Annotated in this window: 24 protein-coding genes; 7 read left to right on the forward strand and 17 right to left on the reverse strand. The window is 63.9% G+C overall.

Annotated elements, in window-relative coordinates:
* Positions 1-10: 10 nt before the first annotated feature.
* Together CH302_RS11790 and CH302_RS11795 are read left to right on the forward strand one after the other, a co-directional pair.
* Positions 11-967 (forward strand): ABC transporter substrate-binding protein, encoded by a 957-nt coding sequence (locus tag CH302_RS11790; RefSeq protein ID WP_052047248.1) that lies wholly within the window; start codon positions 11-13, stop codon positions 965-967.
* Positions 968-982: 15 nt separating this feature from the next.
* Positions 983-1,180 (forward strand): PLD nuclease N-terminal domain-containing protein, encoded by a 198-nt coding sequence (locus CH302_RS11795; RefSeq protein WP_037186654.1) that lies wholly within the window; start codon positions 983-985, stop codon positions 1,178-1,180.
* Positions 1,181-1,244: 64 nt separating this feature from the next.
* Here the strand turns inward: CH302_RS11795 and CH302_RS29605 are convergent, their stop codons facing one another.
* The 5 genes from CH302_RS29605 to CH302_RS11820 form a co-directional block, all read right to left on the reverse strand.
* A complete protein-coding gene (locus tag CH302_RS29605; RefSeq protein WP_052047249.1) occupies positions 1,245-1,541 on the reverse strand; it encodes a hypothetical protein in 297 nt (98 codons plus the stop codon).
* A gap of 111 nt (positions 1,542-1,652) precedes the next feature.
* A complete protein-coding gene (locus CH302_RS11805; protein WP_094649950.1) occupies positions 1,653-3,473 on the reverse strand; it encodes an HNH endonuclease signature motif containing protein in 1,821 nt (606 codons plus the stop codon).
* Between the two features lie 132 nt (positions 3,474-3,605).
* Complete coding sequence (locus CH302_RS11810; protein WP_176460691.1) at positions 3,606-4,241, reverse strand: DUF305 domain-containing protein; 636 nt, start codon at positions 4,239-4,241, stop codon at positions 3,606-3,608.
* Positions 4,241-5,731: an LVIVD repeat-containing protein gene (locus CH302_RS11815; RefSeq protein ID WP_230596512.1), complete on the reverse strand. Its 1,491-nt coding sequence runs from the start codon at positions 5,729-5,731 to the stop codon at positions 4,241-4,243. The genes CH302_RS11810 and CH302_RS11815 overlap by 1 nt, the downstream gene beginning before the upstream one ends.
* A gap of 243 nt (positions 5,732-5,974) precedes the next feature.
* Entirely contained in the window at positions 5,975-6,724 is a 750-nt protein-coding gene (locus tag CH302_RS11820; protein WP_037195479.1) for a type 1 glutamine amidotransferase domain-containing protein, read from the reverse strand.
* A gap of 415 nt (positions 6,725-7,139) precedes the next feature.
* On the opposite strand from CH302_RS11820, the gene CH302_RS11825 reads away from it, so the two are divergent.
* Positions 7,140-7,757: a TetR/AcrR family transcriptional regulator gene (locus CH302_RS11825; protein ID WP_037195477.1), complete on the forward strand. Its 618-nt coding sequence runs from the start codon at positions 7,140-7,142 to the stop codon at positions 7,755-7,757.
* A gap of 36 nt (positions 7,758-7,793) precedes the next feature.
* On the opposite strand, the gene CH302_RS11830 is transcribed toward CH302_RS11825, so the two are convergent.
* From CH302_RS11830 to fmdA, 6 genes are all read right to left on the reverse strand, one after another.
* Complete coding sequence (locus CH302_RS11830) at positions 7,794-8,684, reverse strand: 2-dehydropantoate 2-reductase (RefSeq protein ID WP_037195763.1); 891 nt, start codon at positions 8,682-8,684, stop codon at positions 7,794-7,796.
* A gap of 53 nt (positions 8,685-8,737) precedes the next feature.
* Positions 8,738-9,580, reverse strand: a complete 843-nt coding sequence (locus tag CH302_RS11835) for an MBL fold metallo-hydrolase (protein ID WP_037195475.1) — start codon at positions 9,578-9,580, stop codon at positions 8,738-8,740.
* Positions 9,577-9,978, reverse strand: coding sequence for a RidA family protein (locus CH302_RS11840; protein WP_037195474.1), 402 nt, complete (start codon positions 9,976-9,978; stop codon positions 9,577-9,579). The genes CH302_RS11835 and CH302_RS11840 overlap by 4 nt, the downstream gene beginning before the upstream one ends.
* 47 nt (positions 9,979-10,025) lie before the next feature.
* Positions 10,026-11,093, reverse strand: coding sequence for a dipeptidase (locus CH302_RS11845; protein ID WP_052048081.1), 1,068 nt, complete (start codon positions 11,091-11,093; stop codon positions 10,026-10,028).
* Between the two features lie 107 nt (positions 11,094-11,200).
* On the reverse strand, positions 11,201-11,671 hold the full coding sequence (locus CH302_RS11850) for a hypothetical protein (RefSeq protein ID WP_230596511.1): 471 nt from the start codon (positions 11,669-11,671) through the stop codon (positions 11,201-11,203).
* Positions 11,672-11,713: 42 nt separating this feature from the next.
* Positions 11,714-12,967 carry a formamidase gene (gene fmdA / locus CH302_RS11855; protein ID WP_037195472.1) on the reverse strand — a complete coding sequence of 418 codons (1,254 nt, stop codon included), beginning with the start codon at positions 12,965-12,967 and terminating at the stop codon, positions 11,714-11,716.
* An 86-nt stretch (positions 12,968-13,053) separates the two neighbouring features.
* Here fmdA and CH302_RS11860 point away from each other — a divergent pair, with 86 nt between their 5' ends.
* Both CH302_RS11860 and CH302_RS11865 read left to right on the forward strand, forming a co-directional pair.
* A complete protein-coding gene (locus CH302_RS11860) occupies positions 13,054-13,395 on the forward strand; it encodes an FmdB family zinc ribbon protein (protein WP_082323856.1) in 342 nt (113 codons plus the stop codon).
* A gap of 42 nt (positions 13,396-13,437) precedes the next feature.
* The gene (locus tag CH302_RS11865) at positions 13,438-14,658 is read left to right on the forward strand and encodes an FAD-binding domain-containing protein (RefSeq protein WP_037195471.1); all 1,221 of its coding nucleotides are present in this window, start codon (positions 13,438-13,440) and stop codon (positions 14,656-14,658) included.
* 34 nt (positions 14,659-14,692) lie between these two features.
* Here CH302_RS11865 and CH302_RS11870 read toward each other — a convergent pair whose 3' ends face one another.
* Genes CH302_RS11870 through CH302_RS11880 form a run of 3 tightly spaced genes read right to left on the reverse strand, consistent with a single transcriptional unit; the run spans position 14,693 to position 17,384 of the window.
* Entirely contained in the window at positions 14,693-15,466 is a 774-nt protein-coding gene (locus tag CH302_RS11870; RefSeq protein WP_037195470.1) for a DUF4097 family beta strand repeat-containing protein, read from the reverse strand.
* The gene (locus CH302_RS11875) at positions 15,463-16,119 is read right to left on the reverse strand and encodes a response regulator transcription factor (protein WP_037195469.1); all 657 of its coding nucleotides are present in this window, start codon (positions 16,117-16,119) and stop codon (positions 15,463-15,465) included. Before CH302_RS11875 ends, CH302_RS11870 begins: the two co-directional genes overlap by 4 nt.
* Entirely contained in the window at positions 16,110-17,384 is a 1,275-nt protein-coding gene (locus CH302_RS11880; protein WP_082323855.1) for a sensor histidine kinase, read from the reverse strand. The genes CH302_RS11875 and CH302_RS11880 overlap by 10 nt, the downstream gene beginning before the upstream one ends.
* Before the next feature lie 135 nt (positions 17,385-17,519).
* On the opposite strand from CH302_RS11880, the gene CH302_RS11885 reads away from it, so the two are divergent.
* Positions 17,520-18,152 carry a hypothetical protein gene (locus tag CH302_RS11885; RefSeq protein WP_037195468.1) on the forward strand — a complete coding sequence of 211 codons (633 nt, stop codon included), beginning with the start codon at positions 17,520-17,522 and terminating at the stop codon, positions 18,150-18,152.
* Positions 18,153-18,191: 39 nt separating this feature from the next.
* Positions 18,192-18,374, forward strand: a complete 183-nt coding sequence (locus CH302_RS11890; protein WP_032397091.1) for a hypothetical protein — start codon at positions 18,192-18,194, stop codon at positions 18,372-18,374.
* On the opposite strand, the gene CH302_RS11895 is transcribed toward CH302_RS11890, so the two are convergent.
* From CH302_RS11895 to CH302_RS11905, 3 genes are all read right to left on the reverse strand, one after another.
* Complete coding sequence (locus CH302_RS11895) at positions 18,362-19,192, reverse strand: MerR family transcriptional regulator (RefSeq protein WP_037195466.1); 831 nt, start codon at positions 19,190-19,192, stop codon at positions 18,362-18,364. The two genes, CH302_RS11890 and CH302_RS11895, sit on opposite strands and share 13 nt — an antisense overlap.
* 97 nt (positions 19,193-19,289) lie before the next feature.
* Positions 19,290-19,673, reverse strand: coding sequence for a GNAT family N-acetyltransferase (locus tag CH302_RS11900; RefSeq protein ID WP_176460693.1), 384 nt, complete (start codon positions 19,671-19,673; stop codon positions 19,290-19,292).
* Between the two features lie 136 nt (positions 19,674-19,809).
* The gene (locus tag CH302_RS11905) at positions 19,810-20,901 is read right to left on the reverse strand and encodes an ABC transporter ATP-binding protein (RefSeq protein WP_037195464.1); all 1,092 of its coding nucleotides are present in this window, start codon (positions 20,899-20,901) and stop codon (positions 19,810-19,812) included.
* Positions 20,902-20,919: the final 18 nt, after the last annotated feature.

Genomic DNA, 20,919 nt, shown 5'->3' on the forward strand with positions numbered 1-20,919 from the left:
GCCTATCCCAATGTCATCTCGATTCTTGTCCTCGCGCACCCTCGATCGACGTGGGTTCTTCGTACTCGCCGGGGCTGCCGCACTCGCTACGGCCTGCTCGCCCCGCAGCCAGGATGCGGCAGCCACGACCTCGGAGACTGTGCGGATGACGGGCGACGGCTTCGATGTCACCGTTCCTACGCGACCCACCCGCGTGGTCGTGATGGAGGGGCGAGGGGATCTCGAATTCGCCCTGTTGGCCGGATATCCCATCATTGCCACCGGCAACACCTTCCAGCCCGGCGCGCGTCCCGCGGGCCAGTTCGACGGACTGCTGGACGCAAATACGGAGGTCATCGGCGGGCCCGACGGCCCAGCGGCAGAGGAGATCGCCGCGCTGTCTCCCGATCTCATCGTGATGCGCGCCAACGGATGGCGGCTCGACTGGTACGGAAACGAGCAACTGACCAAGATCGCACCGGTCCTCCCCGTCGAAGTCAACGAACCGAATTTCGAGCAGTACACCGTCGACCAGTTCTCGGCCATCGGGCTAGTCGACACAGTGCAGCCGCGCCTGGACGAGTACCACCGAACCATCAACGACGCGGCCGCGGTCACGAACGGTCGCAGGATCGCCCTCATCACCAGCGAGCCGGTTGCCAAGGGATACGTCATCGTGTGGACCAACTACCTCGGCAACGCGGTCGCCACAGATATGGGATTCACTGTGCTGCAGAACAACCCCCAGGACGAGGAGGGGAACTATCGACTGTCGGTCGAGAATCTGAACCAGATCGCGGATGCGGAGTTCATCTTCCACCAGACCACCGATCCGACCCAGATCGACGGAATCGCCGCATGGCAGAACCTCCCCGCTGTCGCCGCGGGTCGCAGCGCGGTGCTGGATCCTCAACTGAACAACGGATTGGTCATCACAGCAACCAGTTTCGCGAACAGGCTGATCGACGTTGTCCGCAAAGCGGATTGAGTTACGTTAGGAGCCATGATTTCTGCCGGCAGCGCGATCGCGCTTGCCCTGTTCGCTATGGCTGTTGTTTCGATCGTCCGTGACCCGAGCACGGGGTTCGTGGCCAAGTTGGCATGGGTTCTCGTTGCATTCGTTCTGCCCATCATCGGCCCGATCCTGTGGTTCGCCGTCGGCAAGCGCTATCCCTACGGAGCGAGCGGCGGCAATCGATGACGGTTCAATGCCCGGTCGCGTTGCGCAGGTCGATGTTCACCAGGTGGCTCACCTGATCGCGGAGCTATTCGACAGCCTGCTGATCGGGCGCGGGCGTGTGGGCCAACAGTGTCCAGCGCAGCCGGGTTTCAGGAGTCAGGTCGAACTGCACCAGGACGTCCGGATGGCTCGGCCACGGCGAGCTCCAGACGACGCGGTCGAACTCGCTGCTCTCGACAATGCGAGGTAGCGGCTGACCCTCGAACATCACGGGCCATGGGAACCCTTGATTCTTCGGATGTACATCTGGGCGCATTAGTGACTTCCAGACGAAGAAGACAGGCGGCGACAACACCGCAGTCCTGCTCGCGAGAACCATCATCCGCCTACCGTACGCAGGTACCGACGCCCCACTATTTTTCGCGCACGACCGGTAGGGCGGCTGCCAGTACCGACGACGGACAGGGCTGTGCCCTGACGCTTGTGTGGGTCGTCATGCGGGTTGTCGTGGTTCCTCGTCCCCGGTGTCGTCGTGCTGGTCGGGTGGGTAGAGGACTTCCTCGGGGTGGTGTGCGTGGTTGATGAGCCCGCGCCTGCGTGGGTCCATCCCCGCCGGTGGATGCCAGAGGGTGCGGCCCGGGTAGCGATGTCCTGCTACGGTTTTGGTGGTGGTCCATTTTCCTGGTCCGGTGCCGACGAGTGCGTGGTGCATGTCGCAGCCGAAGGTGAGTCCGTCGATGTCGGTGTTGCCGCCGTCGATCCAGTCGGTGACGTGGTGGGCTTGGCACCAGGTGGCGGGACGGGTGCAGGAGGGGAAGCTGCAGCCGCGGTCTCGGGCGATCAGCACGATGCGTTGGTCGGCGGAGGCGATGCGTTTGGAACGGCCCAGATAGAGAGCTCTGCCGTTGTCGTCGAAGATCGTCAGGTAGTGGTGGGCGTGGGAGGCCATGCGGATCGCGTCGCGGATCGAGACGCGGGATCCGGTGCCGGTCATGGCGTATCCGCAGCCGGCTTCGAGATCTTTCAGGGTCATGGTGACGATGGCGGTGACGGGTAGGCCTCGGTGGGTGCCGAGGGTCCCGGAGGCAAGGGTGTGCCGCAGTGCCAGTTTCAGTGCGTCGTGGTGGCGTTCGCGTTGGGTGCGGACATCACGAGCGGCGGCAGCATCCCGCTCGGCTGTCTTGTCCGCGGTGTCGTCGCCACCGGTATCGGATCCGAAGGGCCCGCCGGGTTCAGTAGCGCCTGCAGTGTCGTCGGGGTCGTCGGTGTCGTTCGACTCTGTGCCGCAACCACAGTCGGCACCCTCGCCGCATTCGCCGTCACCGTCGCAGTCGGTGGTGTCCCACAACCCTGCATCACTCGACCCTGCATCGCTGGGCGTCGACTCGGGTTGCGGCGCAGGGGCGCTGCCGTCCCCGCCGCTGCCTTCGCCGCCGTTGTCGTCGCCGCCGTTGTCGTCGCCGCCGTTGTCGTCGCCGTCGGTTTCGTCGTGGACGACCGATGTCGGGTCGGCGGGGTTGTTGACTCCGGGTTTCGCGGCTTTGGAGAACAGGGCTTCGAGGTAGGCCCGTAGTTCGGGGTCGACGCAGAATTTTCCTTCCGACATCCCGTCGGCACCTTGTTCACCGAGGTAGAAGAACGCATCCCGTCGCTTCCGCGGCCTCGGCTTCCCGTCTTCGTCATCTTCGTCATCTTCGTCGTCGTGGTCGCCGTCGGGGTTGAGGATCGAATCCAGGTTCGCCACCAACGGTGCGAAGTCGTCGGGCCGTCTGGTCGAGGCGAAACCCACCAATTGCTCTTCGGCTCGCTCCCGCGTCTGCGGGTCGACACTCGAGGGCAGATGGCGGAAGAACTCGCGGATCATCTGCACATGCTTGGCGTCGAGCAACCCCGCCCGCAAGGCAGCAGCGGTGTGCGGCAGCAACGGCGGCAGAACTTCGCCCGAGAAGGAAGTGCGGTCGCCCAATTCCGCAGCCAGACGCACCCGAGCACCCGCGGCGTGTGGGGTGATCCGCAGCATCCACGCCACCGACGACGGCACCGAACCCGCATACACATCGAGGCCGTGTTGAGCGATCAGTTCGTTGAGCCAGGTATACGAGTACGCCGACAGCGATCGGGTCAGGGTTTCCATCCGTTGGATCACCGCACGCCGGTCGGCATTCGTCCACGACACCGACGCCTGACCGGCCAATTCGGCGACCGCGGATTCCACTGCGGCTACCAGTGCAGACAAGTCCGGATCGGACACGTCAGGGGCGGGCGGCACCGTATCGATGCCGTCCACCCCTGATCCGCCGTCCCCCGAAAGCATGAACAGAATCTATCGCGACCCACCGACAAGTATTCGAACATACATTCCCAGTTCGGTTGGCTACGCCTGTGGAGCGAATCCTTCTGCATCTACCAGGACCCGCGGCACGATCTGCCAGCTACGATCCGGGTTTCACCCGCCGTGATCGAACGAGAGCGGCGAACCACCGAGTTGCGTGAGGAACGTGACCATGAGGTCCACTTCGTTGCTCTGATCGTCCTGCATCTGAGTGGCGGTGGTGGTGACCGATCGGCTGTGGCCATGCTCGCGCACCTCCTGGGTCATCTGGATTCCGCCCTGGTGGTGTCGAATCATCAACTGCAAGAAGCTTTTCTCGTTGGCGACGCCGTCGGTGAAATGAAGCGCCGTGAGTTCGGCATCGGTGGCCATGCCCGGCATCGCGCCACTTGCCGTGTGAGCGCTCGGATGGTGACCGTGCGGGGACATCCAGGCCATCGGGGTCGGCGACTGTTCTGGATTGCCGGTGGCCTGTAACCAGCCGCGGAGTTGCCCGGTCTCGGCGAGCTGCGTTCTCGAAATCTGATCGGCCACAGCGCGAATCTCGGGTGCTGCATTCGGCGACAGCTGCCCGATGATGGCCAGGGCCTGTTGGTGGTGAGCGAGCATGTCCTGAGCAAAACCGATATCTACGCGGCTCAACGACGGCGGATCGGCAGCGTCTCCGGCTCGGCCGATCATCACCCCTACGGTCAACGCCACCACCGCCGTAACGAGGACCGTGCTCAGCAGCCGAACCCGCCTCTTCATCATTGTTCCCCAGCACTGGGGGCGATGCGCAGCGCCAGGAATCCGTTGTCCGAACACGTCACGTAGAGCAGGTCGCCACGGAACTGCGGGGGCGACATGCACCAGTCCGCAGTCATATCGACACCGACCAGCCGGGACCGGTCGTTGATCACGCCGGTCAACGGGGCTTGGCCCTGGAGTATCGCGCGGCCCAGAGCGGCACCGCCGAGAATCGGGGGCGCAACGACATTGGCAAGTCCTGCATGGATCGAGTTACTCAGGGTGTCGAACGACTTTCCGACCTGCGCCGGAGGGTTGAAGTACCCGATCTCGCGGAATCGGTCGGGATCACTGATGTCGAACACTCGGACCCCCGACTGGACCCAACCGCAGGCCATTCGCTGCGGATCGATCGGGCGATCCACCGAGCAGTAGTGCGACTCGTAGGCGAACGGCCCGTTGCCCGACGCGCTGCCGATGGCTCGGGTTTGGTTCTCGGGCAGATTGATGGCGAGCTTGATGGCGTTGCGCTGCATGAGATTCGCAGAGTCGGAGGCGTCGAAGAGTTTGGCACCGCCGGATCCGGCCTCGTCCATCGAGAACACATGGGGCTTACCGTCATACATGACGAAGATGGAGTGCTGGGTGATCTGCCCGTCGGCCCAGAACTTCTGGCCGATGTGCGGTGCCAGCTGCGTGACAACAGTCCGTGGCTCACGGTTCTGGATCGCCGACACATCGATCACGGTGAGGCCCGCCAGGTTCGACAGATACATGGTGTTGCCGTTCGGACTGAATCCCATCCCGTGGGCAGAGATCCCGGTAATGCCGCTCCAGACCACCATGGGGCTGCTCGGATCGGTCAGATCGACAGCGCTGATGTAGCCGGGCCCCACGCCGGATGCCCAGTAGGTGTTGCCATCCGGAGAAAACTCCCCCTCGTGTGTCGTGATGGGTATCGGCATGTTCAGTTGGGTGCCGGCACCGGGATTGAGTAGGCGCGGGTGCGCGCAGTCGGTCGCGATGTCGTACACCGAGATGTAGCCGGCTCCTTCGATCACGCCGACGGAGGTCCCGACCAACAATCCGCGAGCTTCGTTGACTTTCAGCGATTCCCACGTCCCACCGAGCGCCGCAGGCTCGTTCAGCACCGCGGTGCGCGTGGGGCGGGCAGGGTCGGTGGCGTCGATCACGCTGATGCCGGCAGTACTTCCGTCGAGAAAGTTTGTTGGGAAACTCGTGCCCGTATAGGTGCACTGGCGGTACGAGGCGCTGGTGATGCCCGCGCCCTCGTTCTGCAACTGTCCGACCAGATCGATGTTGCAGTTGTATCCCAGGCGGCTTCGACCACTGTCTCGGTCGGCCAGTGGGACCTCGCCCTGCACACCGGTCTCGATTCGGTCATCGGCCCGACACTGGGCGGGCGGCACAGCAGTGGGCCAGACATCGAGCAGATCGTCGTACCCCGACGGCGGGGCAGCGAACGCGCTCGGTGCACTTGCGGCAACCACGGTAACGACCGCTACGAGCACAGCGAACGATCGGATTGTGTTGCCCCGCAACCCGATATGGGGCTGTACGGAGTGTGAACCCCAGCGCCACAAAGGCCTTCCATGCCATGTCCGATCGAGATGGTCGGCAGGCAGCACCGATATCCCGTGCTCGTAAGGCGTCTCGGGTACGAGCGCAGGCGGTGTGACAGTTCTTGACATATAACCCCTCCGGGGTGGTCGTTGCGGTGGACAGAAACGTTGCTAGGCCAATGTCGTCACGAGGTCTCGGTATTCGGCGGCGAGGCGATGACAGTCGCCGGGCCAGCGGGCAGAAATGTAGTTTCGATCTCTGACGGTGTAACCCCGCGTCGGATGTGACGGGCTGTCACGACGGGTGACTATCGGGCCTCGATGGAACTGAGATGGATGTTGAAGTGCTGCAGTCACTTCGGCTTGAACCGTCGTGGGGTAGGTGCGGTAGTAGCGGTCCAGCCAAAGTCGGGTCACGTTGAATGCCGACAATTCCTGGAGGGCCGTGACGGCCGTGGTGTGGCGGTCGTAGAGGACCGAATGTCCGGTGTCGGGATCGACCGCGCGCGCAGCCAGGAGCACCCCGTGACATACCGCGCCCACCGGCTGACCCGCAAGCAACGCTCGGCCGAAGATGTCCTGCGCAGCAGGCGACTCGAGCATCGATTTCATCCCGGGTGCATGTCCACCCGGGACGAAAACTCCGATGACGTCCCTGTGGTCGACATCCGAATAGCTCATGGGCGAAAGGAAATGCCGGTTGCGGCGCATCCGGTCGTAGGCGGCCAACCCATCGGCCCGTGTCATGAGAACAGGCGAGAGAACCGAGAACCCGTCGTGGGTCAGTCTTCGATCCGCATGCGCGACGCGGCCGGAAGGGGTCGCGAACCGCACATCGATCCCGCGGTCGTGCAGCGCCGACCACGGCACTGCAGCCTCGGTGGGGTCGTAATCGGACTCCGGCAACAACATCACGAGCATGGCGAATCCTCCCTTAGATACATTACTGTATCGAATGCAGTATCGTATCGTCTAGTGTTTGCCGGAATGCTTGCCAGCTCGACAAAGGTCACAGATACGGACACGATCGGTGGCGGCGCAGGGCTGGTTGCGGCCGATCGCCTGTTGGAAGCCGGCCGTAGCGTCGTTGCTGTAGACCAGAGGACCCCTACACAGTTGTGGGACAACCACTTCGCCAGCATCCTTGGTAGCGGCAACAGGCACGCGCCTACGTCGAGTGTGGGGTACGAGAGATGGGGTGCCGTCTACGCGGCCTCGGGCTGCATCGTCTCCGGCCGGGCTGCGGGCCGCGGACCCGCAATACAGCTAGTCTGGATTCTCGGCAGTATTGTCACGCAACACGGCCGGCTCAGCCTGGCCAGAAGACAGGAGGACTGTGCCGACCGGAATCACGAAGCGGCGTCGCGAGACGCTCAGTCGCCTCCTCGACGCCGCCGCCGACGTATTCGCCGAGCGCGGATTCGGAGCCCCATCGATCGAAGACATCTGCGCCGCTGCTGGTTACTCGCGTGGGGCGTTCTACTCGAATTTCAAACATAAAGACGAGCTCTTTTTTGCTTTGTTCGCCCGGCAATCGGAACATCGGGACGCCAGGTTCTCGGCTGCTGTTGAATCGGCTACCGCCAGTACCGACCCGATCGCAGTCATCACCGAGGTGATGGCTCAGCACAACGTATGGCAGCAGAAGTGGTTCCTGTTGACCACTGAGTTCACTCTGTACGCGATCCGCAGTCGAGAGGCCGGAGAGGAACTCGCCCGGCGTGATGCACATTTGCGCAAGACAATGGCCACGTCGCTCTCCGCTTTACTCGAGCGAACCGGTTGGGTCGCTAAGATCTCGCACGAGGACCTGGCGCGTCTGCTTATGGCGCTGAGCGACGGGTTGCTCAGTCAGAGCCTGACAGAGCGGGGCCCGACAGACGCGGGGGGGGATTTGGAACGACAGTTGGTCCCCTCGGTGGTGGCCGGGTTGCTTCTGCCCGCGTCGACCTGAAGAACACCGACATCGAGGCGGATCGATCGGTCGCGGCTAGCGCGCGCCACGGGGTGGGTGAGCTGCCGAGGTGAGCGCGTAGAGGGTTTCCGCGATCGGGACGTCGATGTCGTGCTCGAGTGCGGCTTGGATCAGGGCTGCGAACAGGAGCTCGGATTCGACAGGGCGGCCTGCCAGTCGGTCGTCGAGCATGCTGCTACCGACTTCGTCGGGGTACGAGCGGTACAGCCCCATCACGTTGGCCACGTCTGTGTCGGTGAGGTGCGCTCCGATTGCATTGCCGACACTGCACGCTTCGGACAGCAGCCTCGCACAGAGGCGTTCGACACGCGCCTCGCGTAGGACGCCTGCATGCCGCAGTGTCAGGGCGGTGATCGGACTGGCACCGATGTTGACCATCAGCTTGCGCCAGGAATCGGTGAGGAAGTCATCGGAGGTGGTGACGTGAACGCCTCCGGACATCAGTTCGGCGAACGAGCGCCCGGCCGCCGTGTTCGGTACTGCCAGGCTGGCACCGAGTCGCAGACGGACAGTGGCAGGCGCGGTGCGCTCGGCGGCGGCGTAGACCAGCGCCGGTAGGACCTCTGCCGAACCAGTGAGCGGTGTCAACCGGTCGAGATGATCGACCCCGTTCTGTAGGACCACGACGATGGAGTCGGGTCCGATAAGCGCGTCGAGCCACGGTTTCGTGGAAGCAGTGTCATGGGCTTTCACGGTGATGAAGACCCAGTCGACAACGACAGCATCAGCCGGGGTTGTGATGACGGTAACCGGGCATCGGGTGAGGGTGTCATGTCCGGAACCATCACCGGCCACCGTGAAGGAGTCGAACGGGGTGCGTGCACAGACCAGCGGAGCTCGATGGCCGGCACCCTGCAGCCACAACGACATCGCCCCCGCGATGGCACCCGCGCCGACGATCGCCACGGAAGGGACTTCGGAGTCATCGCCCTTCTCGCGCAGGATCGCCCGGGTGCCCCTCAACGTTGTGACCCATGTAGGGCGAGACGGTCGAATGCGTGCGCGTCGTGCGCCGCGAAGACATAGACATCGCTTCGACGCTCGAGCTCTCGTAGGCGTTCGATGTTGTGCAGTCGTAGTTTCTTGTCGGCTTGTAACGCGGTGTCGAACATTCGTAGACCGAACGGGTATCGAGCGGGTGTTTCGAGTTGCCCGTGATACGAGAAACTGTCGCCGCCGTGGAGCAGCCATCGAGGCCCGGTGGGGGTTTCGGTGGCAACAGCGATCCCGATGTGGCCGGCGGTGTGGCCGTAGAGGGGTATCAGCACGATGTCGTCGACGCCTTCGATCAGTTGCGCGCCTTCGAAGCCCATCCATGGGTCACCGAAACTGGCGTGCGCAACCCACCGCGGATTGTGTTCCAGCGCCGGCTGACCGAGGTAGCGCCGCCGTTCGAACCAGGTCCGTGGGTGTTGCAGAGCTTCGTATTCGTTGCTGCTCAGATGCACAGCGGCGTTGGGGAAGTCGGGAAGTCCACCGATATGGTCGATGTCGAGATGAGTGAGCACGATGTCTCGTACGTCGCTGGCGTCGAAGCCCAGTGCCTTGATTTGTGCGAGTGCCGTTTCGCGTGGATCGAGCACCGGGTGCAGCGCACGGACGAATGCTCGCTCGACAGAGCTGTTCGGGGTTTCGATGGTATGCGTTCCGATGCCGGTGTCGACCAGAACCAGCCCGCTCGAGGTTTCGAGCAGCAAGCAGTGACACACCGCGCGGCCCCGGGAGAGCCACCTGCTCACACCGTCGACCAGGGGGCCACCGGGGGGAGTGATGGTGCCGCAATTGAGGTGGTGGACTTTCATGAGGGCTCCGTAATCGAAGAGGAAACGGCCATCGCGTCGATTTCGACGAAGACGTTGGGGGGCAGAGTTACCTGGACCGTTGTTCGTGCGACCCCGCCCTGCGGAAACCACGGTGCCAGCGCCTCGTTCAGCTTCGGAAAGTCCGACAACTCACTCAGGTAGACGCGGATCATCACGACGTCACCGAGCGCGGCTCCCGCTGCGTGCAGGATGGCGGAGATGTTCTGCAGGGCTTGCGTGGTCTGCGTGAACACATCGGGGCCCAGAGAGAAGTCGATCGGGTCGAATCCGAGCTGGCCCGATACCTGAATCGAGCTGCCGAACCGCACTGCTTGTGAATAGGGCCCGGCCGGTGGCGGTGCATTCGGCGTGAATATCGGAATGGGCGAAGAAGACATGAGCTTCCTTTGGTAGATCGATCGTGGACGTGAAGGGATCGCGCGTGTCAGCCGCACACCTCGGTGAAGACCCGCAGCGCGTTGCCGCCCATGATCAGGGCGCAATCTTCGTCGCTGAACCCCGACTTGCTCAGACCGGTACGAAGGATCGAATGATCCTGTGGCCCTGCATATTCCGCCATCGTGGACGGACCGCCGTTGGCATCGGTTCCGATGCCGAGGTGTTCGACCCCGACGAGATCGGCAATATGGGCGGCATGGTGAGCGAACGCCCGAGCGTCGGCCATGCCGCGCGCGCCGAGGCGAAACGGCCACAGTCCGATGAGGCCTCCGGTGGCGGCGATAGCCTTGATTTCGGCGTCGGTGATGTAGCGTGCCAGATCGTCGAGTGCGGCAACTCCGGTGTGTGACGCCACAATCGGAGCGTTGGAGGTTTCACACGCTGCCATGGTTGTCGACTGGTCGGCGTGGGCGACATCGACCAGAATTCCGAGCGAATTCATTCGGCGGATCGCCTCTCGGCCCAGGTTCGTCAGACCCGCGGATCGGGTTCCGCGCCGCACTCGCCGACTTCGGGGCTGACCGCACACAGTGGTCCCGATGGTGCCCAGTGCATTGTCCGAGTAGTGCACGAGCCCCACCATCCGAACACCGCGGTCGTGAAGCCACGTGACACGCTCGAGATCAGGTCCGAGGATGTCCGCGCCTTCCACTCCCAGAACGATCGCGGGACGTCGCCTCGCGCGCGCGCTCTCGAACTCGGAGCGGTGTCGAACAACTACCGCACCGGCGGTCTCGGCCTGTCGTTGCACGGAGTCGAACTGTTGCTTGACCGCCCCCCACCGATCCCGCGGTCGTCTCCACACTGTTCCGAGCGGGTCACCCAGCACGCATGCCACCATCGCATCGATGCCGGACGAGGACAGGCATTCCAACTCGAACGATGGATCCATCCCGGGCGCCAGCTCGAACGCTTTACGAACGATCCACGGTGCGACGTCCACCGCATGCCCATGGAGGTCGAATACGACATGGCGATCTCTCGGTTCACCTGCCGCGTTGATGTCCGCGGGTAGTGCCGCACCGTGCAGGCTCGAGCTCCCATTGCCGTTCATTTTCGATACAGTAATGCATTCGATGCAATAATGCATCCATTTCGCGGCCTGTCATTGTCGACCGGATAGTCACTACGAACTACGACCAGCGCAACGACTGCGATGACTCAGCCACCCGATACAACGGTCTCGACCACCGATGCCTTTCGTCGGACTCCGAATCCTATTGACATCGAACCACTTTGGTAGTACTCCATCGCACCGGATGGGATCACGCTGAAAACGCCTGAGTGTTGAGTCGCGATCCAATCCTCGCGCTGAGCGATTACGCCGGGCCGATCCAGGATCCGGAGGCTGCCCTGCGGACTCGTCCTGAAGTCCAACCACAGGTACCTGTCCCACACCAGGCAGCCGTGCAACATCACGTCCCCGACCATGCTGCCGTCGCCCATCATCGTGGTGAAGCCGTCGCCGAGGTGGGCCACCCACTCCGTCCGACCATCGGTCGTGACGGCCTCTATGCGAGCGGGGACCTCACTGCACACCTCGACGGGTAGGTCCATCCTGTCGGATGACGCACATAGTGTCGTGGGCGTGAACACCGTGCCTACGGCAGGCTCGTCGGGCCTCGGTTCCATGTCCTCGAGCATCCACAGTTGCGACATATCAAGCGAAGTCGATCAGAATTGCGCTCTCGGCGCTCCCATTCCCGGGTCGATTTGGAACGGTCCGCTGGCCGAGGGCGCAATCGGGAAATCGAAGATCGCAGTGGGGATGTACACGGTGGCACAGGAGTTCGGGATGTCCACCACCCCGGACAGGCGTCCTTCGATCGGGGCCGATCCCAGCAGCAGGTACGCCTGCTCGGGGCTGTAGCCGAACTTGGTGAGGTAGTCGATCGCATGCATACATGCGTTCTGGTAGGACAGGTCGGAGTCCAGATATTTCTGCTCGCCGTCCACGGTCACCGAAATACCCGAGAAGGCAATCCATTCCGAGTACTGCGGTGCCGTGTTGCCGGGCATGAAGATCGCGTTCTCGCTCACCCCGTAGGTCTCCATGCCGCCCTTGATCAGATCGACGTGCAGGTCCATGAAACCACCCATTTCGATGGCACCGCAGAACGTGATCTCGCCGTCTCCCTGGGAGAAGTGCAGGTCTCCGAACGACAGTTTCGCGCCCGGCACGAACACCGGATAGAAGACGCGGGTGCCCTTGGTGAGGTTCTTGATGTCCTGGTTTCCTCCGTTCTCGCGAGGCGGTGCCGTGCGCGCGGCTTCGCCTGCAACACGGGAGAATTCGTCACCGCTCAACGATCCGAGAATCGCACCGTCGAGTTCGGGAGCCAGCGCCAGCGGCGGAACGCGGTTGGGATCCGTTGCGATCAGCGCACCTTCACGGGCGTTCCATTTCGCCAACAATTGCGCCGAGGGCGCGGTCCCCATGAGACCGGGATGTGTGATGCCGGTGTACTTCACGTGCGGGACGTGGCGAGATGTGGTGGTCTGCCCGGAGAAATCCCAGATCGCTTTGTACGCGTCGGGGAATCGATCGGTGAGGAACCCGCCACCGTTCTCCTTGGCGAAGATTCCCGTGTAACCCCAGCCCTGGCCGGCCAGCGGACCCGAATCCTCCTGCGGGATCGGACCGACGTCGAGGATGTCGACGATCAACAGATCACCGGGCTCGGCTCCCTCGATATGGAACGGCCCGGACAGCGTATGCACGTTGTTGAGCGGCGCATTCAGAATGTCCTCGGCGGAATCGTCGTTGTGGATGGCCCCGTCGAACCATTCGCGACAATGAGCGCGAAAGGACGTGCCGGGTTTGACCGTGACCGCCGCCGGGATATCGGGATGCCATCGGTTGTGACCGACGATCTCCTGTTCGGTGAAACTCTTCGTCGAGTCGAGCGGAAACAGCAGTTCGGGCACGAGGCACCTCCGGTTGCGCGGATTCTCCTGCCTCGATCATTGCATCGTTCTGGCGCATCCGGCCGATTCTGACGTGTAAATCTTGTATGACGTTGTGCCGGAACGTTGCTGATGCGCCACATCGCGCTACTCTCGAATGCGTGCCGACTTACAGCTTCCGCTGCGCACAGCGTTGCGCCCCCGTCGAACAGCGATTCTCCATGGCCGACGCGCCCTCGCAGGTGACGTGCCCGGAGTGCGGAGAAGCAGCTGCACGACAGATATCCTCACCTGCTCTCGGCAGAGGAAACAGCGCTGCGATGAAGGCACACGACGCCTCGCGCTCCACTGCGGACACGCCCGCCGTGGTCTCGTCCGTACCGCAACAGGGTCGGCCGGCGACGAGGACGACGTCGAACCCCCTCCATCGCCGACTACCTCGCCCCTGACAGCTGCGTTTCCCTTCCGGGCCGACGGGGAAGTCCGACGGCATGCCCGAGCTGCCCCCTCCCCCGTCCATCGCCGACGGCTTCGCCACCGACGACGTCGTCGCCTGGGTTGCCGAGCATCTGGGCGATCTGACGCGCGAGGGTCCGGATGGCGTCACGGCGGGTGGCATTCGCGGCGGGCAGTCCGCTGCCGATGCCGCCCTGGCCGGACTCGACATCACCGGATATGCGCGCGATCGCAGCACCGTTCTACCGGTGAATCGCCGCGGCGCAAGCCGCATGTCGCCGTACATCCGCCACGGACTGCTGACGCTGCGAGAGGTATGGGACGCGGTCGCCGACGCTCCCCCACGCGACCGTTCCCGGTACCGCGACGAGCTCATGTGGCAGGAGTACGCACGCCACCTCTACGCGCGCACCGGATCCGATCTCGGCCGTTCGCTACGGCGCGAGCAACCGCGGCAGCAGGGCTGGACCGCGCAGCCGTGGCCCGAGGAGATGAAGTGCATGTCCTCGGTGGTGGGCGAATTGCACGAGGACGGTTGGCTCGTCAACCAAACTCGCATGTGGCTGGCCTCCCAGTGGGCTGTCCGTGCCGGGGCGACGTGGCGCGACGGTGAGGACGAGATGTTCGCCCACCTGCTCGACGGTTCTCGCGCTGCCAACCGCCTCGGCTGGCAATGGACCGTCGGTACCGGAAGCGGCAAGGTCTACGGCTTCAGCCGGTGGCAGGTGAACAAGAGAGCACCGGCGCTGTGCCGCAACTGCGCGCTGAAAGACGCGTGCCCCATCGAGAACTGGCCCGACGACGATCTCGGGCCGACTGTCGACGGTCCCGATCTGAACAAGGCTCCGATTCCCGCCGGCCCCGCCCACGTGGAAGGTACTGGCGCAGAACAGGTGTGGATCACAGCAGAGTCGCTCGGCACCGCAGACCCAGCACTGGCCGCCGAGACCGACCGGCCCGCCGTGTTCGTTTTCGACGAACCGCTCCTGCGGAAACTCCGGCTCTCCGGGAAGCGACTCGTCTTTCTTGCCGAGACGCTCGGTGAGATCGCGTCGACCCGCCCGTTGGAGGTACGTCGTGGCCGAGTAGCCGACGAATTGGCCGGACGATCCGTGGCCACCACCTGGGCACCCGTTCCCGGCTTCTCCCGCATCGCCGACGCCATAGCCCCGGTCGAGTTGCATCCGTGGCCGTGGCTGGTGCGTCCCACCACGTCCTCGGTCCGATCGTTCAGCGCCTGGCGTCGGAGTCATTGAACAGCAGTTATTGAACAGCAGTCACTGACCAGAACTATCTCCGCTGCACCGAAATCTGGCCCTCTTCACTGGTGATCGATACCGACCTCGGGGAGCTCGGATCGTCGACGACGTCGATGTCGACGTCTCCCTTCTCCGACGTCGCCTCGACGTCGTAGAAGTCTGTCGCCGGGAGTTCGATCATGCTGTCGCCCTGCATGTTCTGCATGCGTATCGAGTCCGGCGGCACCCTCGAATCCAGGGTGACCAGACCGAACGTCGTGTCCACCTCGACTGCCGACACAGCCGCATCGGTGATCTCGACATCGCCGAATCTGGTTGTTATGTCCAGGGTTCCGGCAGATCCTCGGGCGATCACGGAGCCGGCGGTCGTGGACACCGAAGTCTGCGCGTCCACGTCGGTGAGCACCACGTCGCCTGCTGATCCGTCGATGTCGAGTACCAATCCGGCCGGTACCCGTAGTTCGAGACCGATGTCGCAGCTACCATTCTTTCGGTAGGAACATTCCACAGCGATCGTCGAGCCGTCGTCACCGATGTCGACCGTCGGAGTATCTCCTCGGTAGGACCCGTCGGCCCGAACGTGCAGGTCGGAGTCGGGGCTCATCGACACCGACACATGGGCGAATCGCGTTGTGACGGAGAGATTCTTGCCGACGATCGCTGTGTCGGCGGAGTAATCGAAGGACTGCATCTTCGGCGTGGTGAAGCCGACGGCGACGGTGGCCGCCGTGGCTGCTCCTGCGGTGCCGACGACCGCGACAGCTGCCGAAACCGCAACGACACTGCGCCACATCGACTTCTTCATTGGATCGCTCCCAGATATCGTAGGACGGCCATGACGCGGCGATGGTCAGCGCTGTCTCCGAGCAGACCGAGCTTGGCGAAAATGTTTCCGATGTGCTTCTCGACGGCCGCCTGACCGACGACCAGTGCGGCCGCAATGCCGGCATTGGACTTACCTTCGGCCATGGCCGTCAAAACTTCCCGTTCGCGAGGGGTCAGCGAATCGAGTGGATCCGATCGTGGGGCCCGAGCCAGAATCTGCTGCACCACTTCTGGATCGATGACGGTTCCGCCGGTGGCAACGGTCCGCACGGCATCGGCGAACTCGTCGACGTCGGCCACCCGGTCCTTCAACAGGTACCCCACGCCGTCCGTGCTCTGCCGGATGAGCTCGGCTGCGTACCGTTCCTCCACGTACTGCGAGAGCACGAGAACACCGACAGCGGGCCACCGTTGGCGAATGACCAGCGCTGCGCGCAGACCTTCGTCCAGAAAGGTCGGCGGCATGCGCACGTCGATCACGCAGACATCAGGAAGCGGATCGGCGGCAGACATGGCCGCGAGCAGTTCCGACGCATCGGCCACCTTCCCGATCACGTCCGCTCCGGTGTCGACCAACAGGCGAGCGACACCCTCTCGCAACAGAACCGAATCGTCGGCGATGATCACTCGCACGGGACACTCACCTCGAGCCGCGTCGGGCCGCCGGACGGCGACGTGATGGTCAGGGTTCCGTCGATTCCGCTGAGCCTGTCCTCGAGCCCGGCCAGTCCGCCTCCCGGTGCCGGATACGCTCCGCCACAACCGTAATCGACCACCGTGACACGCACTGCTGACTCGACTCTCGAGACGTCGACTCGGACGTGGTCGGCCTTCGCGTGCTTGCTCACATTGGTCAGGGCCTCCGAGACGACGAAGTAGATGGTCGACTCGACGGTGGCGTCCGGGCGTCGATCACCGGAGAGGGCGGGGTCGATCCGAACAGTCACTGGTACCGCACACAACGCCGCGACGGACGACAGCGCGGCGTCGAGACCGCGGTCGGTCAGGATCGGCGGGTGCAGACCGCGGGTGAGGGTGCGGATCTCACCGATCGCGTTCTTGGCCTCCCGGTGGGCGTCGTCGAGCAATTCCTTCAGGACCGCATCACCGGTCGACGCGACGCGCGACTTGGCCTGTCCCAGTGACATTGCCACCGATACCAATCGTTGCTGGGCCCCGTCGTGCAGATCGCGTTCGATGCGACGGCGTTCGGCATCCGCAGCGTCGACGACGCGAGCTCGACTCACCGTCAATTCGTCCACTCTCCTACTGGATTCGGATCGGCCGAGAAGGGTAGCGGCACTCCACCAGTCGAGTCGCGCCAGGGCCGTGAGCAGCAGTGGCACTCCCGCGACAAGGGTGACCAGCGAGGCGAAGCCGACCAACGCGACGAGCGGATAGCCCACCCGTTCGCCTATTTCGAGCTCATTGGCGACCGGGTTCGTCACTATCCAGGCCACCGGCGCCGCCGCAAGAACGGGCAGGGCCACGAAGAGCGCCGGCAGCAAGAACAGCAGTACGGCCGAGACCGGAATGCGAACGAGCCAATAGCACAGTGACTTCCACAAACCGATGTCGCGGAGGCACCAGACGAACGTGCGCCAACTGGTCGGGTACACGGTCACGTCAGGGCCCTCGATGAGAACTCCACCGGTGAAACCGATTCCGGCGCGCGCTGCACGGTCCATCCACCGCAGCGCCACTATCGTCAGGGCGAACACGAGCACTCCGCTGAGCGCAAAGGGCAATGCGCACACCGCCAGTACCAGCAGTCCCAGGATCATCCAGCCGCCCAGCCCGGCGAGCGTCGACACCAGCAGCGATGCCACCGCCAGCCACCAGTGCGGCGATATCCATGCCCTGAGCGGATTCAGGGGAATCGGTAGTGCCTCGTTCATGCGGATCAGCCTAAGTCGGGTGTTGTCGGCTTGTCGGCACTGTGAACCCACGGCCCGAGGTAGGGCTGGCCCTACCGTCGATCCGTGGGTCGATCGTGGTGTTTTCCACGGCACGGACGACGAGATTCGACAGGTATGAACCTGAACATCCTCGATGTGGACCGGTTGTCGTCCGTGCCCGTGTGGGTCGTCTTCGCCGTCGTCTTCGTACTGCTGGCATTCGAGTCCGCGTCGTTGCTCGGTCTCTTCACACCAGGAAACAGTGTCCCGATCACGCTCGGGGTGCTGACGTCGATCGGCGTGGTGCCGTGGCTGCCTGCCGTCATCACCGCGGCGGTGGCGTCGAGCATGGGTGCGCAGTGGGCGTTCTGGCACAGTCGCCGCACCGAGACGGTGTTGGGTCTCGGGCGAGCGGAGTCAGCGCTGCCGGCCGCGGTGATGAGGGTCGTCCTGGGGCTGACCACACAGGCACGATCACGGCCACGCGCTGTCGCCACCGCCGGACACCTCATCGGGGGTATCCGCACCATCGCGCCCCGACTCGTGGCGACCTCCTCACTGCGGCACCGCGAATACGTGGTGCTCAGCCTGCTGGCCGCAGTCGTATGGGCTGTGGTGCTGGTGTCGGCCGGAGCGTGGCTGGGCGACCGGACGCTCATCAGGACCGCCCTCGGATACGCCTGGATTCCGGCTCTGACGGTGATGGCCGCTACCCAGCTCAGGCGTCGAACACGCTGGTCTTCTCCCGAACTTGTCGGAGCCCGGTGATATCAAGGATGTACAGAGAGACGACAGAAAGGGATTCGCATGTCCGCACGCTTCGATACTTGCAACGGCACACTCGTGATCCACGCGGTCGGCGGTGCGGAATGCACGGAGCCGGACTGCGTGGATCTCGAGTACGTTCGCCACTTCCTGGTGCTCGAATGCGAGGAGGTCACCGGCGGTTGCCAGTGCACCGCCCTCGTGGAGTTCGCTCAGGCGTCCTGACGTCGAACCACCGGCTGTTGCAGTTCGGTCACCCAATTCTCCTGCGGCTGCGGCTCGGACACCAGGTAGTACTCCCGGCAGACGCCGGAGAGTTCGTAGCCGTTGGCCTCGATCCATGCCGTGAACTGCTCCCAGGTCTCGCCGATCGTCGCCATCGAACCGTGGTGGACGGTGGTCACCGCGAGCTCGACGGGCGGTAGCTCGCGAACCTCGTAGCCCTCACCGGCCACCACCTCGGGCCCCACCTCGAATGCGGCATGGACGGTGATGCCGGTGCCGTCCCCGTCGTCGACGGCCTCGTACATGGCGATCGACGATGGCCCGAACGTCACGCCGTGCCCGGCGAGCGTCTGGGCGAGTCGGGCGTACATCGGGCCGATGACCGGGCCGATGTTCTCCGGCCCGAACCCGGCGGCGGTCTCGCTGACGAGAGCGATACGGGTGGCCGGCAATGTTTTGGTGTCCACGGTGATCATCGACATCCCTTCGGTGTGGGAGAGTCGCGCATCGATACGACGCAGACGAGCCGCGTCGAGATCGAGTCGACGCGCGACATCAGTGCGTTTGGCGGCGAGCATCTCGCGTAGCCGATCACCGTCGACCTCGCCGTGCACGATCTGCGTCACCTCGTCGAGCCTGAACCCGAGGTCCTTGAACACGAGAATGCGTCCCAGAACCTCGAACTGCGAACCGTCGTACGAGCGATAGCCCGTGAACCGATCCACCCGCGCCGGCGTCAACAACCCGATCTCGTCGTAATGCCGAAGCATGCGAACCGACACCCGGCCGATCGATGCGAACTCTCCGATGCTGAACATGACCCTCCGAGGTTCTCGTCTCACACAGTGTGAGGGTCAAGCGGAGAAAATCGGGTGCACTGGACCGCGCTGAGCGCGGTCGACTGCACCCGATTCTTCAGGGCACGGGAATCCAGAAGCGAACAGCCGACCCGATGCAGTCGACACGTTGGCCCCCAGCTCGCTCCAGGGTCGCTGTCGAGGCCGCGTTGCCCACCTCGCATACCCCCGCCACCCGGGTCATGCCCGAGTCTGCGGCGAGCCTCAGCACCTCGCGTACTGCCCAGGAGGCAACTCCCCGACCTCGTTCGGACGGGCGAACCCCGTAGCCGATGTGTCCGAAACGGTCGGCAAGCTCGTGGCCGTCGTGTCTGAGTGCGACGCCGCCCAATACACGTTCGCCCTCCACTATCCAGCGGTACGTGCACTCGGCGTCGCTCCGAAGCCGATCGACCCAGTCCGAAAAGCCCCGTGCGGACCCGACATCGTCGTCGGTCGTCAACCCGAAACCATCCTCGTGGAGGCCCGGACCCCATTCGATACGACAGTCCAGCCAGGCGTCCCGCAGATCATGCGAAGGGGCGACCAGTGTCGAGTGAACCGTCACAGATACCCCTCCGTTTCGGATCAGCGACCGCTCAGGGGCGCAGATTCAATCCCGTCGTGGTCGAGAAGTAGTGCACCGTCTCGGCGCGCGGGGCGATTCGGATGACATCACCCTGCGACGGGGCCGCGATATCAGGAATGCGGGCGACGATCTGCGCCCCGACGGTTCCCAGATTAGACGCGTCCTCGGCGGTGCGGCCGTAGATGTAGGAGTCCGCCCCGAGCTCCTCGACGACGTCGACCACGATGTCGGTACCGGAATCGGAGAGCGTCCACGCTTCCGGGCGCACGCCCATAGTCACTCGGCTGCCGTCGATGCGGTCGGCGATCGAACGCTCGATCGGCACCGACAGCGATCCGAGCTTCGCAGTGCCTGCCACGACGTCCACGTCGAACAGGTTCATCGCGGGTGAGCCGATGAAACCTGCGACGAAGGCATTGACCGGTCGCTCGTAGAGCTCCTTCGGACTGGCGCACTGTTGCAGCACGCCGGCTTTCATGATCGCCACGCGATCACCCATCGTCATCGCCTCCACCTGGTCGTGAGTGACGTACACGGTGGTGGTGCCGAGCCTGCGCTGGAGCAGCGAGATCTGGGTGCGGGTCTGCACGCGGAGTTTGGCATCGAGGTTGGACAACGGCTCGTCCATGAGGAACACCTGCGGGTTCCGCACGATGGCGCGTCCCATCGCCACACGCTGACGCTGACCTCCGGAGAGCGCCTTGGGTTTACGGCCCAGATAGTCGGTGAGGTCGAGAATCTTCGCAGCCTCCTCGACGCGACGACCCACCTCCGCCTTGTCCATTCCCGAGATCTGCAGTGCGAAGCCCATGTTCTTGGCGACGGTCATGTGCGGGTACAGCGCGTAGTTCTGGAACACCATCGCGATGTCGCGTTCCTTGGGCGCCAGTGAGGTGACGTCACGGTCACCGATCTTGATGGCACCGTAGTCGACGTCCTCCAGCCCGGCGAGCATCCGCAGCGAGGTGGACTTGCCGCAGCCGGACGGGCCGACGAGCACCAGGAACTCGCCGTCCTCGATGGCGAGGTCGAGCGATTCGACTGCCGCGACGTCCGATCCCGGGTAGAGCTTGGTTGCTCCTTCGTACGTGACCTGTGCCATGGGAGTGCTCCTTTGTAT

The sequence above is a fragment of the Rhodococcus sp. 15-2388-1-1a genome (genome assembly GCF_002259145.1).
In the GTDB taxonomy this organism is placed as follows: domain Bacteria; phylum Actinomycetota; class Actinomycetes; order Mycobacteriales; family Mycobacteriaceae; genus Rhodococcoides.